11 protein-coding genes are annotated in these 15,436 nt (G+C 72.8%); 10 read left to right on the forward strand and 1 reads right to left on the reverse strand.

What is annotated here, in order from left to right; all coding sequences use genetic code 11:
• Nucleotides 1-15 precede the first annotated feature (15 nt).
• The 10 genes from mmsA to O7628_RS29985 all read left to right on the forward strand — a co-directional run bounded on the left by mmsA (nucleotide 16) and on the right by O7628_RS29985 (nucleotide 14,333).
• On the forward strand, nucleotides 16-1,551 hold the full coding sequence (gene mmsA, locus O7628_RS29940) for a multiple monosaccharide ABC transporter ATP-binding protein (RefSeq protein ID WP_278135718.1): 1,536 nt from the start codon (nucleotides 16-18) through the stop codon (nucleotides 1,549-1,551).
• Complete coding sequence (mmsB, locus tag O7628_RS29945) at nucleotides 1,551-2,804, forward strand: multiple monosaccharide ABC transporter permease (RefSeq protein ID WP_278135719.1); 1,254 nt, start codon at nucleotides 1,551-1,553, stop codon at nucleotides 2,802-2,804. The genes mmsA and mmsB overlap by 1 nt, the downstream gene beginning before the upstream one ends.
• Nucleotides 2,805-2,972: 168 nt before the next feature.
• Nucleotides 2,973-3,860 carry a bifunctional helix-turn-helix transcriptional regulator/GNAT family N-acetyltransferase gene (locus tag O7628_RS29950; protein WP_278135721.1) on the forward strand — a complete coding sequence of 296 codons (888 nt, stop codon included), beginning with the start codon at nucleotides 2,973-2,975 and terminating at the stop codon, nucleotides 3,858-3,860.
• A 119-nt stretch (nucleotides 3,861-3,979) separates the two neighbouring features.
• Nucleotides 3,980-5,323: a LacI family DNA-binding transcriptional regulator gene (locus O7628_RS29955; RefSeq protein ID WP_278135723.1), complete on the forward strand. Its 1,344-nt coding sequence runs from the start codon at nucleotides 3,980-3,982 to the stop codon at nucleotides 5,321-5,323.
• A gap of 374 nt (nucleotides 5,324-5,697) precedes the next feature.
• On the forward strand, nucleotides 5,698-6,705 hold the full coding sequence (locus O7628_RS29960) for a LacI family DNA-binding transcriptional regulator (RefSeq protein WP_278135725.1): 1,008 nt from the start codon (nucleotides 5,698-5,700) through the stop codon (nucleotides 6,703-6,705).
• A 349-nt stretch (nucleotides 6,706-7,054) separates the two neighbouring features.
• Nucleotides 7,055-9,388 (forward strand): beta-L-arabinofuranosidase domain-containing protein, encoded by a 2,334-nt coding sequence (locus O7628_RS29965; RefSeq protein WP_278135727.1) that lies wholly within the window; start codon nucleotides 7,055-7,057, stop codon nucleotides 9,386-9,388.
• Nucleotides 9,389-9,673: 285 nt separating this feature from the next.
• Nucleotides 9,674-11,374 carry a pectinesterase family protein gene (locus O7628_RS29970; protein WP_278135729.1) on the forward strand — a complete coding sequence of 567 codons (1,701 nt, stop codon included), beginning with the start codon at nucleotides 9,674-9,676 and terminating at the stop codon, nucleotides 11,372-11,374.
• Between the two features lie 66 nt (nucleotides 11,375-11,440).
• A complete protein-coding gene (locus O7628_RS29975) occupies nucleotides 11,441-12,418 on the forward strand; it encodes a DUF2804 domain-containing protein (RefSeq protein WP_278135731.1) in 978 nt (325 codons plus the stop codon).
• A 108-nt stretch (nucleotides 12,419-12,526) separates the two neighbouring features.
• The gene (locus O7628_RS29980; protein ID WP_278135733.1) at nucleotides 12,527-13,747 is read left to right on the forward strand and encodes a hypothetical protein; all 1,221 of its coding nucleotides are present in this window, start codon (nucleotides 12,527-12,529) and stop codon (nucleotides 13,745-13,747) included.
• The gene (locus O7628_RS29985) at nucleotides 13,740-14,333 is read left to right on the forward strand and encodes a hemerythrin domain-containing protein (RefSeq protein WP_278135735.1); all 594 of its coding nucleotides are present in this window, start codon (nucleotides 13,740-13,742) and stop codon (nucleotides 14,331-14,333) included. The genes O7628_RS29980 and O7628_RS29985 overlap by 8 nt, the downstream gene beginning before the upstream one ends.
• Before the next feature lie 45 nt (nucleotides 14,334-14,378).
• Here O7628_RS29985 and O7628_RS29990 read toward each other — a convergent pair whose 3' ends face one another.
• Nucleotides 14,379-15,320: a diacylglycerol kinase family protein gene (locus O7628_RS29990; RefSeq protein ID WP_278135737.1), complete on the reverse strand. Its 942-nt coding sequence runs from the start codon at nucleotides 15,318-15,320 to the stop codon at nucleotides 14,379-14,381.
• Nucleotides 15,321-15,436 lie beyond the last annotated feature (116 nt).

Here is a 15,436-nt window from a genome sequence, read left to right on the forward strand (position 1 = left end):
AGCGGGAGGATGCCCGTGAGCGACACCATCCTCGAGATGCGCACCATCACCAAGACGTTCCCCGGGGTGGCGGCGCTCCAGGACGTCTCGATCACCGTGCGGCGCGGCGAGATCCACGCCATCTGCGGCGAGAACGGCGCCGGCAAGTCCACCCTGATGAAGGTGCTGTCGGGGGTGTACCCGTCGGGCAGCTACGACGGCGAGATCGTCTTCGACGGCCAGCCCGTGCACTTCCGGGGCATCCGGGACAGTGAGTCCCACGGCATCGTCATCATCCACCAGGAGCTCGCCCTGGTGCCGCACCTGTCGATCGCGGAGAACATCTTCCTCGGCAACGAGCGGCGCGGGCGCAGCGGCCTCATCGACTGGAACCGCGCCAACGCCGACGCGGCAGCCCTGCTGGAGTCCGTCGGCCTGCGGGAGAACGCCGTGACGCCGATCGCGGCGCTCGGCGTCGGCAAGCAGCAGCTCGTCGAGATCGCAAAGGCGCTGTCGAAGAAGGTGAAGCTGCTCATCCTGGACGAGCCGACCGCCGCCCTCAACGACGTCGACTCGGCGCACCTGCTCGACCTGCTGCGGCGGCTGCGCGACCAGGGCATCACCTGCATCATGATCTCGCACAAGCTGGGCGAGATCACCGCGATCGCCGACTCGATCACCGTCCTGCGCGACGGGCGCACGGTCGAGCGGCTCGACGTGCGCGCGGGTGAGGTGACCCAGGACCGGATCATCCGCGGCATGGTCGGGCGCGACCTGCACAGCTTCTACCCCGACCGGGTGTCGTCCCCCGGCGAGGAGGTGCTGCGGGTGGAGAACTGGACGGTGCGCCACCCCACCCAGGACCGCACGGTGGTCGACGACGTCGGCTTCACCGTCCGCGCGGGCGAGGTCGTCGGCATCGCCGGGCTCATGGGGGCCGGGCGCACCGAGCTGGCCATGAGCATCTTCGGCCGGTCGTACGGACGCGACATCAGCGGCCGGCTCTTCCTGCGCGGCCGCCCGATCAGGGCGCGCACGGTCGCCGAGGCGATCGACAACGGCATCGCGTACGCCACGGAGGACCGCAAGCGGTACGGGCTCAACCTCATCGACGACATCCGCCACAACGTCTCGGCGGCGGCGCTGCGCAAGCTCGCCCGCCTCGGCTGGGTGCACGACAACGAGGAGATCCGGGTCGCCGAGGCCAGCCGGCGCGACATGAACATCAAGGCGCCCAGCGTCATGGCGACGGTCGGCAAGCTCTCCGGCGGCAACCAGCAGAAGGTCGTCCTGTCGAAGTGGCTGTTCACCGACCCGGACGTGCTGATCCTCGACGAGCCGACGCGCGGCATCGACGTCGGGGCGAAGTTCGAGATCTACACGATCGTCAACCGGCTGGTGGCGCAGGGCAAGGCGGTCGTGCTCATCTCCTCCGAGCTGCCGGAGCTGCTCGGGATGTGCGACCGCATCTACACGCTCGCGGCAGGCCGGCTCACCGGCGAACTGCCGGCGGGCGAGGCCACCCAGGAGAAGCTCATGCAGCTCATGGCGAAGGACAAGGAACCGGCCTGATGACCGACATCAAATCCTCCTCCCCCGGGCAGCGTCCGTCGGCCGACGAGGCCGCCCCCGCCCTCGCCCTGCACACCGGCATCAGCGATCCGCGTACGCTGATCATGCGCAACCTGCGCCAGAGCGGCATCTTCGTCGCCCTCGTGGTCATCGTCGCGCTCTTCGCGGTGCTGACCGACGGCGTCTCGCTGAGCCCGGGCAACATCACCAACATCGTCCTGCAGTACTCCTACATCCTGGTGCTCGCCATCGGCATGGTCATCGTGATCATCGGCGGGCACATCGACCTGTCGGTCGGCTCGGTGGTCGCCCTCACCGGCGCGGTGTCCGCCGTGCTCGTCATCCAGCAGGGCCACCCGTGGTGGCTCGGCGTGCTGGCCGCGTTGGCCGTCGGCCTCGCCGTCGGCGCCTGGCACGGCTTCTGGGTCGCCTACGCGGGCATTCCCGCCTTCATCGTGACCCTCGCCGGCATGCTGCTGTTCCGCGGCCTCACCCTGCGGGTGCTGGACAACATCTCACTGTCGCCGTTCCCGGCCGAATACCAGCAGATCGCGGCGGGCTTCCTCAACGGGCTGCTCGGCGGCCAGGGCTTCGACGCGTTCACCCTGCTCATCGGCGCGGTGGCCGTCGCCGGTTACGCGGTCGGCGGCTTCCGTACCCGGGTGGCGCGCATCCGCTACCAGCAGCCGGTCGAGTCGTTCCCGCTGTTCGTCGCCCGGGTCGTGCTGGTGGGCGCGGTCGTCATGTACTTCGCCTGGCAGCTGGCGCACGCCCGGGGCCTGCCGATCGTGCTCATCGTCCTCGCGGTGCTCGTCCTCGCGTACGGGCTGCTGACCCGGCGCACCGTGTTCGGCCGCCAGGTCTACGCGATCGGCGGCAACCTCCCCGCCGCCATGCTCTCCGGGGTGAAGGTGAAGACCGTCAACTTCTGGGTCTTCGTCAACATGGGCTTCCTGTCGGCGGTGGCGGGCATCATCTACTCGTCGCGGTCCAACGGCGCGCAGCCCGCCGCCGGCAACATGTTCGAGCTGGACGCGATCGCGGCGGCGTTCATCGGCGGCGCGGCGGTCACCGGCGGGGTCGGCACGGTCGTGGGCGCGATGGTCGGCGGCCTGATCATGGCCGTGATGAGCAACGGCATGCAGCTCATGGGCGTCGACCAGTCGATGCAGTCGGTGGTGAAGGGCCTGGTGCTGCTCGTCGCCGTCGCGTTCGACGTCTACAACAAGCGCCGCGCCGGGTCGGCCCGCTGACGGCGTGGGCGATCGGGAGGCTGTCGACCACGCTCGCCGTCGCCGGCCCGGGCCACCTGGGCGCCGCCGCGCTGGGCGGCCCCCGGGTGGCCCGGGCCGGCGGCGGCACGGTGGTGGCGGGCGACCCCCGCCGCACCGCCCGACATTTACCTGACTAAAGTCAGGCACATGGACACGGAGCTTGTCGCGACGGTACGGCGGTTCAACCGGACGGTGACCCGACGGGTGGGCGCGCTGGACGACGCGTACGTGGCGCGCGGACGGCCCCTCGCCCAGGCGCGCCTGCTGTGGGAGATCGGCCCGGACGGCGCCGAGGTCGCGGCGCTGCGGAACCGGCTCGGCCTGGACTCCGGGCACCTCAGCCGGCTCCTGCGCGCCCTGGAGGGCGACGGGCTCGTCACCGTCGCGCCGGCCGACGGCGACGGCCGGGTCCGGCAGGCCACGCTCACCGACGCCGGCCGGGCCGAGTGGGCCGAGCTCGACGAACGCTCCGACGCGTTCGCCTGGTCGATCCTCGCACCGCTCAGCGGGCCACGCCGCACCCGGCTCGTCGCGGCGATGGCCGAGGTGGAGCGGCTGCTCGTCGCGTCGAGGGTGACCATCGAGCCGTGCCCGCCGGGCGACCCACGGGCGCGGGTGTGCGTGCGGGCCTACGCCCGCGACGTCGCCCGGCGCTTCGACGGCGGCTTCGACCCGGCGCTGAGCAGCCCGCTCGGCGACGACGAGCTGACCCCGCCCGCCGGGGTGTTCCTGCTGGCCACCCTCGACGCCGAGCCCGTCGGCTGCGGCGCGGTGAAGCTGCGCCCCGGCGCGCCGGCCGAGATCAAGCGCGTGTGGGTCTCCGCGGCGGTGCGCGGCCTCGGCGTCGGCCGGCGGCTGCTCGACGAGCTGGAGGGGTACGCCGCCGCGCGCGGCTGGACCGCCGTCCGGCTGGACACCAACCGCAGCCTCACCGAGGCCATCGCCCTGTACCGCTCCGCCGGGTACCGCGAGGTCGAGCCGTTCAACACCGAGCGCTACGCCCACCACTGGTTCGAGAAGCGCCTCGCCCCCTGACCGGCGGGGCCGACCGGCAGGGCCGTCCGGTCGCCGAGCCCGGGCGTGACCGCCGGACCCCGCGTGGAGCCGTGGAGCCAGGGCATCGACGTGGAGCCACTGTGGAGTAGCCTGGCTCCATGTCGGACGAGCCCGGGCCCCGCCGGCGGGCGCGTGGCGAGATCGAGGAACTGCCCAGCGGCTCCCTGCGGGTCCGGGTCTATGCCGGGATCGACCCCGTGTCGAAGCGACGCCGCTACCTCACCCGGACGATACCGGCAGGGCCGGGCGCGATCGAGACGGCCGAGGCGGTGCGGGCCGAACTGCTCGCCACGGCGGGCCGGCACCGCCGGCAGCCCGCCCGCGCGCAGGTCGACGCGGCGGCGGCCGGTGCGGCGGCCGCCCGCCCCCCGGCCGCCCCGCCCGGCCAGCAGCGCACGGACGGCGCGGCGGGCGTCGAACGGCGGGGGCGCAGGCGGGGGGAACACACGCTCACCACGATCGCGCGCCTCGCGGACGTGTCGGTGCCGACGGTGTCGAAGGTGCTCAACGGCAGGTCGGGCGTCGCCGCCGGGACCCGGTCCCGGGTGGAGGCCCTGCTGCGGGAGCACGGCTACCGCCGGCCGGAGCTGGGCACCCCGAGTGCCATCGTGGAGGTGGTCTTCTACGGGATGCAGAGCAACCTGGCGGTGGCGATCATGCACGGGGTGGAGCAGGTCGCCGGCGAGCACCGGCTGGCCGTCGGCTTCACCGACGCCCGGCGGCAGCTGTCGCAGGGCCGGTTCTGGTCCCGCGACCTGCTGGCGCGGCGGCCGACGGGGGTGATCGCGGTGCACCTCGGCTTCACCTCCGAGCAGCACGCCCTGCTGCGGGCGAGCGCGATCCCGCTGGTGGTGCTGGATCCGACGGACGAGCTGCCGCTGCACACCGTCCCCTCGGTGACGGCGACGAACTGGAGCGGCGGCTTCGAGGCCGCCCGGCACCTGCTCGACCTGGGTCACCGGCGGATCGCCGTGATCACCGGCCCGACCGAGCGGCTCTGCGCCCGGGCCAGGCTCGACGGCGCGCAGGCGGCGATGGAGGCCGCCGGGGTCGGGCTGGAGCCGAGGCTGCTGCGCACGGGGGCCTGGTTCTCCTTCGAGGACGGTCTCAGCCTCGGCCAGGACCTGCTGCGCCTCAACCCGACCCCGACGGCGGTGCTGTGCGGCAACGACCTTCAGGCCCTGGGGGTCTACGAGGCCGCCCGCCGGACCGGCCGGCGTATCCCCCAGGATCTCAGCGTCGTGGGTTTCGACGACATCCCGCACACCAGGCTGTGCGGCCCGACGATGACGTCGGTGCAGCAGCCGCTCACCGACATGGGGGCCGCCGCCGCCCGGATGGTGCTGGCCCTGGCCACCAACCAGCGCCTCCCCCAGACCCGCGTCGAGCTGGCGACCACCCTCGTCGTACGGGACAGCACCGCCGCTCCCGGCGTGCGGTGACCGACGCCCCGGCGGTCCTCGGAAACCTCTCCTTGTCGCCGCCGACTCGTTTCGATAGCATCCGAACCGATCGATACACCCGTCCCCTGCGCGCGCCGCCGGCCACGGCGGCCGGCGAAGAAGGAAGGTGCCGTCCCAGGCCGCCCGTCGTCTGCTCGCGCCCGTCCGCGAGCCGTGATGACGAACATCACGGTTTGCAGCCGCAGTACGGCCGCCTTCTCCAGCCCACCCGACACCACCGCCGCGTAGACTCTCGCTGATTTGGCGTTGTCCACGGCGGCGTGTCTGCGTGCCCCGAGGTCGATGCCCGGCGAAGCATCGGTCCGACCACCCGGCGTCAACGGGCCGGGAGGGCGCACGGAGAGGTGGGTGGGATGACCGCACGCGGTCCTGCGATGAGGGACGTGGCCCGCCTAGCCGGGGTGTCGCACCAGACCGTGTCGCGCGTCCTCAACGGGCACCCCAACGTCCGGGAACAGACCCGGCTGCGGGTGCAGGCCGCGATCAGCCAGCTCGGCTACCGCCCGAACCGCGCGGCCCGCGCGCTGGTCACCGGGCGGTCCCAGGTCCTCGGCGTGGTGGCGCTCAACACCACGCTCTACGGCCCGGCGTCCCTGCTGTCGGCGTTCGAGCTCGCCGCGGCCGAGGCGGGCTTCGCCGTCAGCGTGGGCAGCGTCCGCAACCTGGACCGCGACTCCATCACCGCCGTCGTCGAACGGCACCTGGCGCACCGCGTCGCCGGGATCGTGGTGATCGCGCCCGTGGAGTCCGCCGGCGAGGCGCTGGACTGCCTGCCCACCGACATTCCGCTGGTCACCGTCGACGGCGACCCCCGCCGACCGGAGCCCCTGGTCACCATCGACCAGGTGGAGGGCGGCCGGCTGGCCACCCAGCACCTGCTCGACGCGGGCCACCGGACGGTCTGGCACGTCTCCGGCCCGGGCGACTGGTTCGACAGCGCCGGCCGGATCGCGGGGTGGCGGGAGACGCTGCGGGCCGCGGGCGCGGAGGCTCCTCCCGTGTTGCAGGCGGACTGGTCGGCGGCGTCGGGATACCGCTGCGGGCAGATGCTGGCGCGCACGCCGGGGGTGACCGCGATCTTCACCGCCAACGACGACCTCGCCCTGGGCGTGCTGCACGCGCTGCACGAGCACGGCCGGCGGGTGCCGGAGGAGGTCAGCGTCGTCGGCTTCGACGACGTGCCCGACGCGGCCTACTTCATCCCGCCGCTGACCACCGTGCGCCCCGACTTCGACACCGTGGCGAAGGCCAGCCTCAGCCTGCTGCTGGCCCAGATCGAGTCCGGCGTCGACCGCACGCTGCGGCAGACCGTGTCCCCGACGTTGATGACGCGCAGCAGCGTCGGCCCGCCGCCCGGGTGATCCCGCCGCCGGCACCGCCGCGCCGGCACCCCTCGACCGCCGGTTGATAGCGATAACATCCCCATCCCCGCCCGCAAGCCCCGCCACGGCCCGCCCCGAGCCGGCCGACGAGCGCGCCCACCGCTGGGCAATCGGGCTTCTCACCGGCGCAAACATGCCCGCCTCCCGGTCGTAAGAAGCTCGATAGAATCACCTTCTTGAATCAATCGAGGCGTCGAACGTAACATGTCAGTCGTCGCATGTGAACGTTAACGCGACGCTTCTCGGTCGAGCCCGGCGACCTACCGGCTCGACGACCTGCCCTCGGGCCGCAGTTCCCGTCCCTGGCCCGGCACCCCTTGGAGGTCCGATGCCCCTGCCCATCAACCGACGGCAGCTGTTGCAGGCCGCCGGCGCGACCGCGGTCGTCTCCGCGGCCGGCGCCACGTTCACCGGCGCGCAGCCGGCCGCCGCGGCGTTGGCGGTCCCGCCGGCGCGACCGGACACCGGCGTCTCGGCGTACCCGTTCGAGCTGGGCCAGGTGCGGCTGACCGCCGGCCGCTGGCTGGACAACCAGAACCGCACGCTGAGCTACCTGCGCTTCGTCGACGTCGACCGGCTGCTCTACAACTTCCGCGCCAACCACCGCCTGTCCACCAACGGCGCCGCCTCCAACGGCGGCTGGGACGCCCCGTCGTTCCCGTTCCGCACCCACATGCAGGGCCACTTCCTGACCGCCTGGGCCCAGGCGTACGCGGTCCTCGGCGACACCACCTGCCGCGACAAGGCGAACTACATGGTCGCCGAGCTGGCCAAGTGCCAGGCGAACAACGGCGCGGCCGGGTTCACCGCGGGCTACCTGTCCGGGTTCCCGGAGTCGGACTTCGCGGCGCTGGAGGCGCGCACGCTGTCCAACGGCAACGTGCCCTACTACTGCATCCACAAGACCCTCATCGGGCTGCTGGACGTCTGGCGCTACATCGGCAACACCCAGGCGCGGACCGTGCTGCTGGCGCTCGCCGGCTGGGTCGACACCCGCACGTCCCGGCTGAGCTACAGCCAGATGCAGAACATGCTGGGCACCGAGTTCGGCGGCATGAACGAGGCGCTGGCCGACCTCTACCAGTACACCGGCGACGGCCGCTGGCTCACCGTCGCCCAGCGCTTCGACCACGCCGGTGTGTTCGATCCGCTCGCCGCGAACCAGGATCAGCTCTCCGGCAAGCATGCCAACACGCAGGTGCCCAAGTGGATCGGCGCGGCGCGTGAGTTCAAGGCGACCGGCACCACGCGGTACCGGGACATCGCCAGCAACGCGTGGAACATGACCGTCAACGCGCACACGTACGTCATCGGCGGCAACAGCCAGGCCGAGCACTTCCGCCCGCCCAACGCGATCGCCGGCTACCTCACCAACGACACGTGCGAGCACTGCAACACGGTCAACATGCTGAAGCTGACCCGGGAGCTGTGGCTGATCGACCCCAACCGGGCGGCGTACTTCGACTTCTTCGAACGCGCCCTGGCCAACCACGTCATCGGCGCACAGAACCCGGCCGACGGCCACGGCCACGTCACCTACTTCACCCCGCTCAAGCCGGGCGGCCGACGGGGCGTCGGCCCCGCCTGGGGCGGCGGCACCTGGAGCACCGACTACAACTCGTTCTGGTGCTGCCAGGGCACCGGCCTGGAGGTCAACACCAGGCTGATGGACTCGATCTACTTCTACAACGGCACCACGCTCACCGTGAACCTGTTCGCGCCGTCGACGCTGAACTGGTCCCAGCGCGGCATCACGGTCACCCAGAGCACCAGCTACCCGGTCGGCGACACCACCACCCTCACCCTGTCCGGCACCATGAGCGGCTCGTGGAGCATCCGGGTGCGCATCCCGGCGTGGACCACCGGCGCGACGATCGCCGTCAACGGCACGACGCAGAGCGTGGACACCACGCCCGGCGGCTACGCCACGGTCACCCGCACCTGGGCCGCGGGCGACACCATCACGGTGCGGCTGCCGATGCGGGTCGTGCTCTCGCCCGCCAACGACAACGCGGCCGTCGCCGCCGTCACCTACGGCCCGATGGTGCTGGCCGGCAACTACGGCAACACCACCCTGAACGCCCTGCCCTCGCTCAACGCCACGTCGGTCACCCGGACCAGCACGAGCTCGCTCGCGTTCACCGCGTCCGCCAACGGCGCGACGGTCAACCTCGCGCCGTTCCAGGACGCGCACGGCTACAACTACACCGTCTACTGGAGCGTCAGCGGCGGCACCGGCACCACCACCCACAAGCTGATCAACGTCGGCAGCGGCCTGGTGCTCGGCATCCAGAACATGTCCACCGCCGACGGCGGGCTCGCCCTCCAGTGGGGCAACACCGGCACCGCCGACCACAACTGGGTCGTCGTGACCGACGGCGGCAACGTCAAGTTCCGCAACGTCAACAGCGGCAAGGTCCTCGGCGTCGAGAACATGTCCACCGCCGACAACGCCCGCGTCCTACAGTGGGCCGACAACGGCACCGCCGACCACCTGTGGACCCTGCTGAACCAGGGCGACGGCACCTACAAGATCCGCAACGTCAACAGCGGCAAGCTGCTCGGCATCCTCAACGGCTCCACCGCCCAGGGCGCGCAGGCCGTGCAGGACTCCGACAACGGCAGCGCCGACAACCGCTGGCGGCTCGTCGCCAACGGCTAAACGGCTAGGGCCCGCCCGCGACCGTGGACGGGCCACGCCGGTGACGCTGTCGCCGGCGTGGCCCGCTTCGGGTCGGTGGGCGCTCGTGGTGACACGCGGGCACCCGCGGCTGGGGTGGTTCCGGCCCGGCCCGGCGGCAGCATCCCGCCCACGGTCCGCAGCAGGCCCGCCGCGCGGGGACGCGATGCATTGACAGGCATGAGGACCGGGGCTACGGTGCGCCAGGAAAGCGCTTTCATGCCCCGTTGCCGGCCTCCTACCCCGTCCCCCGGAGGTTCCTCCACCATGCGCAGAAGCCGCCGACGGCCCCTGCTCGCCGTCGCCACCGCCGCCCTCACCGCCGCCGCGCTCGGCCTGACCCAGCTCGGCGGCGTCCAGTCCGCGTACGCCGCCACGCTGTTCAGCGACGACTTCACCGACGGGGACACCGCCGGCTGGTCGAAGTCCGGCGGGACCTGGTCGGTCGTCGCCGACGACAGCCCCGCCCTGCACCAGGCCAAGGCCGACACCGACAACGCGCGCCTGTTCGCCGGCACCTCGACCTGGACCGACTACACCGTCCAGGCCCGGGTCAAGGCCCTGACCCTGCCGGCCGACGGGGCCGTGGCCCTGCTCGCCCGGGCCTCCGGCTCGACCACCTACTACCGGCTGGCCCTGCTGCCCGGCAACCAGGTCCGGCTGGAGGCGGTCCGCAGCGGCGCGGCGACCACCCTGGGCACGCTGTCGCGCACCGTCGCCACCGGCGCCTGGTACACGCTGCGCATCGAGGCCGCCGGGTCGACCGTGCGCGGGTGGGTCGACGGCGTCCCGGTCGGCTCGGGCACCGGCAGCATCGCCACCGGCCGCATCGGCGTACAGACCCGCTACGCCACCGCCCGCTACGACGACGTGACGGTCACCAGCGGCGCCACCACCCCCACCACGCCACCGACCGGCACTCCCCCGACGACCACCCCCACCGCGACGCCGACGACCACACCCCCCGCCTCGCCGACCCCGACGCCCACCGGCACCCCGCCGGCCGGCGACACGGTGGTCGTCGCCAAGGACGGCAGCGGCGCCTACACCAGCGTGCAGGCGGCGGTGGACGCCGTGCCCGCCGGCAACACCACCGGACGCACCATCGTCATCCGGCCCGGCACCTACCGGGAACTGGTCACCATCCCCGCCGACAAGCCCCACCTCACCCTCGTCGGCTCCACCGGCGACGCCCGCGACGTGGTCATCACCTACGACAACGCCTCGGGCACCCCGAAGCCGGACGGCGGCACCTACGGCACCTCGGGCAGCGCCTCGGTGACCATCGACGGCAGCGACTTCACCGCCCGGCACCTGACCTTCGCCAACAGCTTCGACGAGGCCGCCCACGACTACAGCGCCGAGCAGGCCGTCGCCGTGCTCACCCGCGCCGACCGACTGGTCTTCGACAACGTCCGGTTCCTCGGCAACCAGGACACCCTCTACCACAACAGCGCCAACAGCAGCGCCATCGGCCGCGCGTACTTCCGCGACTGCTACGTCGAGGGCGACGTCGACTTCATCTTCGGCCGGGGCACCGGCGTCTTCGACCGCTGCGAGATCAGGTCGCTCGACCGCGGGTCGTCGACCAACAACGGGTACGTCACCGCGCCGTCCACGATGATCGGCAACCCGTACGGCTTCCTGTTCACCGGCTGCACCCTGACCACCGACTCGGCCGCCGCCCAGAGCGTGCACCTCGGCCGGCCGTGGCACCCCAGCGGCGACGTCAACGCGATCGGCCAGGTCGTGTTCCGCGACAGCGTCCTCGGGGCGCACGTCAAGGACTCCCCGTGGACCGACATGTCCGGGTTCTCGTGGCGCGACGCCCGGTTCTTCGAGTACCGCAACAGCGGCCCCGGCGCGACGGTCACCGCCGACCGCCCGCAACTGACCGACGCCCAGGCGCCCGCCTACACCGCGCAGCAGTACCTGGCCGGCTCGGACGGCTGGAACCCGATCCGCTGACCGGCCCCGGTACGCGGGACGGCGGGACCACCCGCCGCCCCGCGTACCGGCGGGTAACCTCCCGCCATGACGCACGAACGCGAGATCACCGCACCCGTCGACCTCTGCCTGCCCGACGGGCGGCTCAACCCGGACGCGGTCGGCTGGACCCGCCGCCCCCTGCACCGGGCCAACCTGCGGGGCTGGGGGCGGACCAAGCGCTGGGAGTACTGGGGCGTCGTCACCCCGGCCCACGTGATCGGGGTCGTCGTGTCGTCGCTGGACTACGCCGGCGTGCACAGCCTCTACGTGCTCGACCGCGCCACCGGCGAGGAGGTCGTCGCCGAGGCGGTGGTGCCGCTGGCCCGCGGGGTGGAGCTGCCCGAGCGCAGCGGCGTCGGCGCCGTCACCGCGCGCGGGCCGGTGACCGTCGACGTCGACCAGCGCCCCGACGGCACCACCCTGCGCGCCACCGCCGGCGACGTCGAGGTCGACCTGACCATGCCGCTGCCCGCCGGCCACGAGTCGCTCGGGGTGGTCGTGCCGTGGGGCCAGCGGCGGTTCCAGTACACCGTCAAGGACGTCGGGCGACCCGTGCGCGGCCGGCTGCGCGTCGGGGGCACGTGGCACGACGTCCCCGCCGACGGGTCGTTCGCCGTGCTCGACCACGGCCGGGGACGGTGGCCGTACTCGATCGCCTGGAACTGGGCGGCGGGCAGCGGGCCCGGCCGGGCCGTCCAGCTCGGCGGGAAGTGGACCGACGGCACCGGCAGCACCGAGAACGGGTTGTTCGTCGCCGGCCGGCTGCACAAGATCGGCGACGAGCTGCGCTGGACGTACGACCGGTCCGACTGGCTGAGCCCGTGGCGGATCACCGGCGACCGGGTGGACGTGACGCTGCACCCCTTCCACGAGCGGGCCGCCCGCACCAACCTCGGCGTGGTGGCCAACGAGACGCACCAGTGCTTCGGGCACTTCACCGGCTGGGCGGCCACCGACGACGGCGAGCGGGTCGACCTCGACGGGCTCGTCGGCTGGGCCGAGGAGGCCCGCAACCGCTGGTAACGACCGGCCCCCGCCGGCACGGCCGGGGAAACCTCTCCGCGTTTGGGTGTTTTACCCCTTGTCGACCGGGTAGCCCTGATGGCGAGCCGCCGACGAATGGGAGCACACGTGTTCAACCCACTGGAACACAAGGGGATCCCCCTGGAGGACCAGGTCCGCAACTGGCGTGAGCTGAACGTCGAGCCCATCGACCCGGAGGCGGTCGACCCGTACACCCGGTGCCGGATCATCACCATGAACGGCATCGAGGTCGAGGCGATCAACTTCCAGCACCAGTTCGCCCGCAACTGCCCCGACCAGGAGGTACGCCGCCAGTTGGCGTACGTGCGGTACCTGGAGAGCCAGCAGCAGCGGGTGGTCAACTGGCTGCTGCCCGGCGTCGCCAGCGTGCTGGAGACGACCCTCGGCTACGAACAGGTCGCCGTCGACCTGACCGCCTGGGTGGCCCGGCACGAGCCCGACGACTACCTCAGGCAGGCGTACGAGTTCGGCGTGCTGGAGGACTTCGACCACCTGTACCGCTACGCCAACCTCTACGAGATGCTGGAACGCCGCAAGGCCGAGAAGATCGTCGACGGCCTCACCGAGGTCATGCCGGGCCGCCCCACGGTGGCCGAGCACCGCCACCCCTTCGACGAGGTCCGCACCCCGTACGACCGCGACGCCGTCGACCCCCGGTCGAAGCTGCACGCGCTGACGATCCTCTCCGCCGAACAGCAGGTGATGTTCTATTACATGAACGTCGGCCCGCAGTACATGGAGCCGATCGCCCGCCAGCTCTACCAGGAGATCAGCCTGATCGAGCAGGAGCACGTCACCCACTACGAGTCACTGCTCGACCCCGGCGAGAACTGGTGGGAGCGGCTGCTCACCCACGAGTACAACGAGTGCTGGCTCTACTACTCGTTCCTCCAGCAGGAGAGCGACCCCCGGATCAAGGCCGTGTGGGAGCTGCACCTGCAGATGGAGTTGGCCCACCTGCACCAGGCCGCCGACCTGCTGCGCCGCCACGACGGCCGCGAGCCGGAGCAGATCGTCGGCAGCGCCGGCCTGCCCGAGCCGCTGACCTTCGAACCGAACAAGGAGTATCTGCGGCACCTGCTGGCCACCCAGATGGACCTCACCAAGCTCGGCGAGGGCTACGTCCGGGAGGCGCACGAGCGCTTCGAGTGGATGCAGCAGCAGCTGCACGACGGGCAGAAACCGCCCAGTGAGCAGGTGATCGACATGCACCGTGAGCGCTTCGGCGGCGAGTACCGCATCGAGACCGAGGGCCCGCACCCGGTCGCGGAGCTGCGTACCCGGGAGGCGGTGCTGCGCCGTGCGTGAGACGACCGCCCGGCCGGCCGCGCCCGGCCCCGTCGAGGACGACGTCGTCGACCTGCTGCTGGCCCAGCACGCCCGCATCGAGGAGCTGTTCCTGCTCGTCGTCGGCGGCACCGGCCAGCTGCGCCGGGACGCCTTCGACGACCTGGTCCGCCTGCTGGCCGCGCACGAGACAGCCGAGGAGGAGGTCGTGCACCCGCTGTCGCGCACCCTGCCCGGCGGGGGCGGCGACGCCATGGTCGACGAGCGGCTCGCCGAGGAGAAGCAGGCCAAGCAGACCCTGAAGGCTCTCGTCGACGCCGGGGTCGACGACGCGGGCTTCGAGACGGGCATCCTGCTGCTGCGCGAGGCGGTGCTCGCCCACGCCCGCTACGAGGAACGCTACGAGTTCCCCCGGCTGCGCCAGCACGTGTCCGCCGACCGGCTGCGCGCGCTGGCCGCCGCCGTCCGCGCCGCCGAGAAGACCGCACCGACCCGCCCCCACCCGAGCGCCCAGTCGGCCACGGCCAACCTCGCGCTCGGTCCCGCCCTGGCGGTCATGGACCGGGTCCGCGACGCCGTCCGCCGGCCGTCCGCGGGCAGGCGCTGACCCCACCGCCGGGGCCGCGGCACGCCGACCGTGGCTCCGGCGGGGTCAGCGCAGCAGGCGCACCGCGCCCGGCACCGCGGTCACCGTCACCGGCAGGTCGAGGCACCGCTCCCCGTCGGCGTACGTGGTGATCCCCTCGGCGGCCAGCTCCACGGTGCGCGCCCGGTGGGTGCTCACCAGCGGATGCCGCACGTGGGTGCCCCGGTAGATGCGCGGCTTCACCCGGATCAGGGTGCGCCTGTCGAACCGGCCGCCGACCACCACGTCCAGCAGGCCGTCCGTCGGGTCCGCGTCGGGGCAGATCCGCATGCCGCCGCCGTAGCTGGCACAGTTGCCGACCGCCACCAGCACCGCGTCGCGCTCCAGCGGCTCGCCGTCGAGCCGCAGGGTGTAGCGGCGCGGGCGGAGCCGGGCCAGCTCCACCAGGATCGCCAGGTCGTAGCGGCGGGGACCGCGCGGGCGGCGCATCCGGTTGGCCCGCTCGTTGACGATCGCGTCGAAGCCGGCGGCGAGCACCGCCCCGTACCACCGGGTGTCGCCGCCGGGGCCGGTCAGCCGGGCCAGGTCCACCGGCCGGGTCCGGCCCTCGCGCAGCGCGGCGGCGACGGTCTCGACGGCGGCCATCGGGTCGGCGGGAAAGCCGGTGTCGGCGGCGAAGTCGTTGCCGGTGCCGGCCGGCACCGCAGCGAACGGCACCCCCGTGCCGGCCACCGCCTGCAGGCCCCGGTGCACCGTGCCGTCGCCGCCGACGGTGACCAGCGCGGCGGCCCCGTCGGCGACGGCGGCCCGGCACGCCGCCTCGGCCTGCGCGCCCGTGCCCGCCTCCAGCAGCCGCACCGGGCGGCCCGCCGTCGCCAGCCGGTCGAGCAGGCGCGGCAGCAGGCCCCGGTGCCGCCCGCGCCCGGCCGTGGGGTTGGCGAGCACGGCGACGGGACCGTCGGGGCGCGGCCCGGGGACGGGGTGGTCGGCTGCGGTCACGGCGAGCACCGTACCGCCCGCCCGCGCCGCCGTGGCACCGCCGACCGGCCCGCGCCGGACGGTCCCGACGCCGGTTGCGGGACTCGTCGCCGAAGCAATCTGCCGTCGCGTTGAACGACCGGCGG

It is taken from the genome of Micromonospora sp. WMMD956 (assembly GCF_029626125.1).
GTDB lineage: Bacteria > Actinomycetota > Actinomycetes > Mycobacteriales > Micromonosporaceae > Micromonospora > Micromonospora carbonacea.

Bases quoted from the DNA above. Each gene is read 5' to 3' on its own strand.
- O7628_RS29960 (WP_278135725.1), top strand. From the start codon at position 5,698: ATGACCGCACGCGGTCCTGCGATGAGGGACGTGGCCCGCCTAGCCGGG.
- O7628_RS29955 (WP_278135723.1), top strand. From the start codon at position 3,980: ATGTCGGACGAGCCCGGGCCCCGCCGGCGGGCGCGTGGCGAGATCGAG.
- O7628_RS29970 (WP_278135729.1), top strand. From the start codon at position 9,674: ATGCGCAGAAGCCGCCGACGGCCCCTGCTCGCCGTCGCCACCGCCGCC.
- O7628_RS29965 (WP_278135727.1), top strand. From the start codon at position 7,055: ATGCCCCTGCCCATCAACCGACGGCAGCTGTTGCAGGCCGCCGGCGCG.
- mmsB (WP_278135719.1), top strand. From the start codon at position 1,551: ATGACCGACATCAAATCCTCCTCCCCCGGGCAGCGTCCGTCGGCCGAC.
- O7628_RS29975 (WP_278135731.1), top strand. From the start codon at position 11,441: ATGACGCACGAACGCGAGATCACCGCACCCGTCGACCTCTGCCTGCCC.
- O7628_RS29950 (WP_278135721.1), top strand. From the start codon at position 2,973: ATGGACACGGAGCTTGTCGCGACGGTACGGCGGTTCAACCGGACGGTG.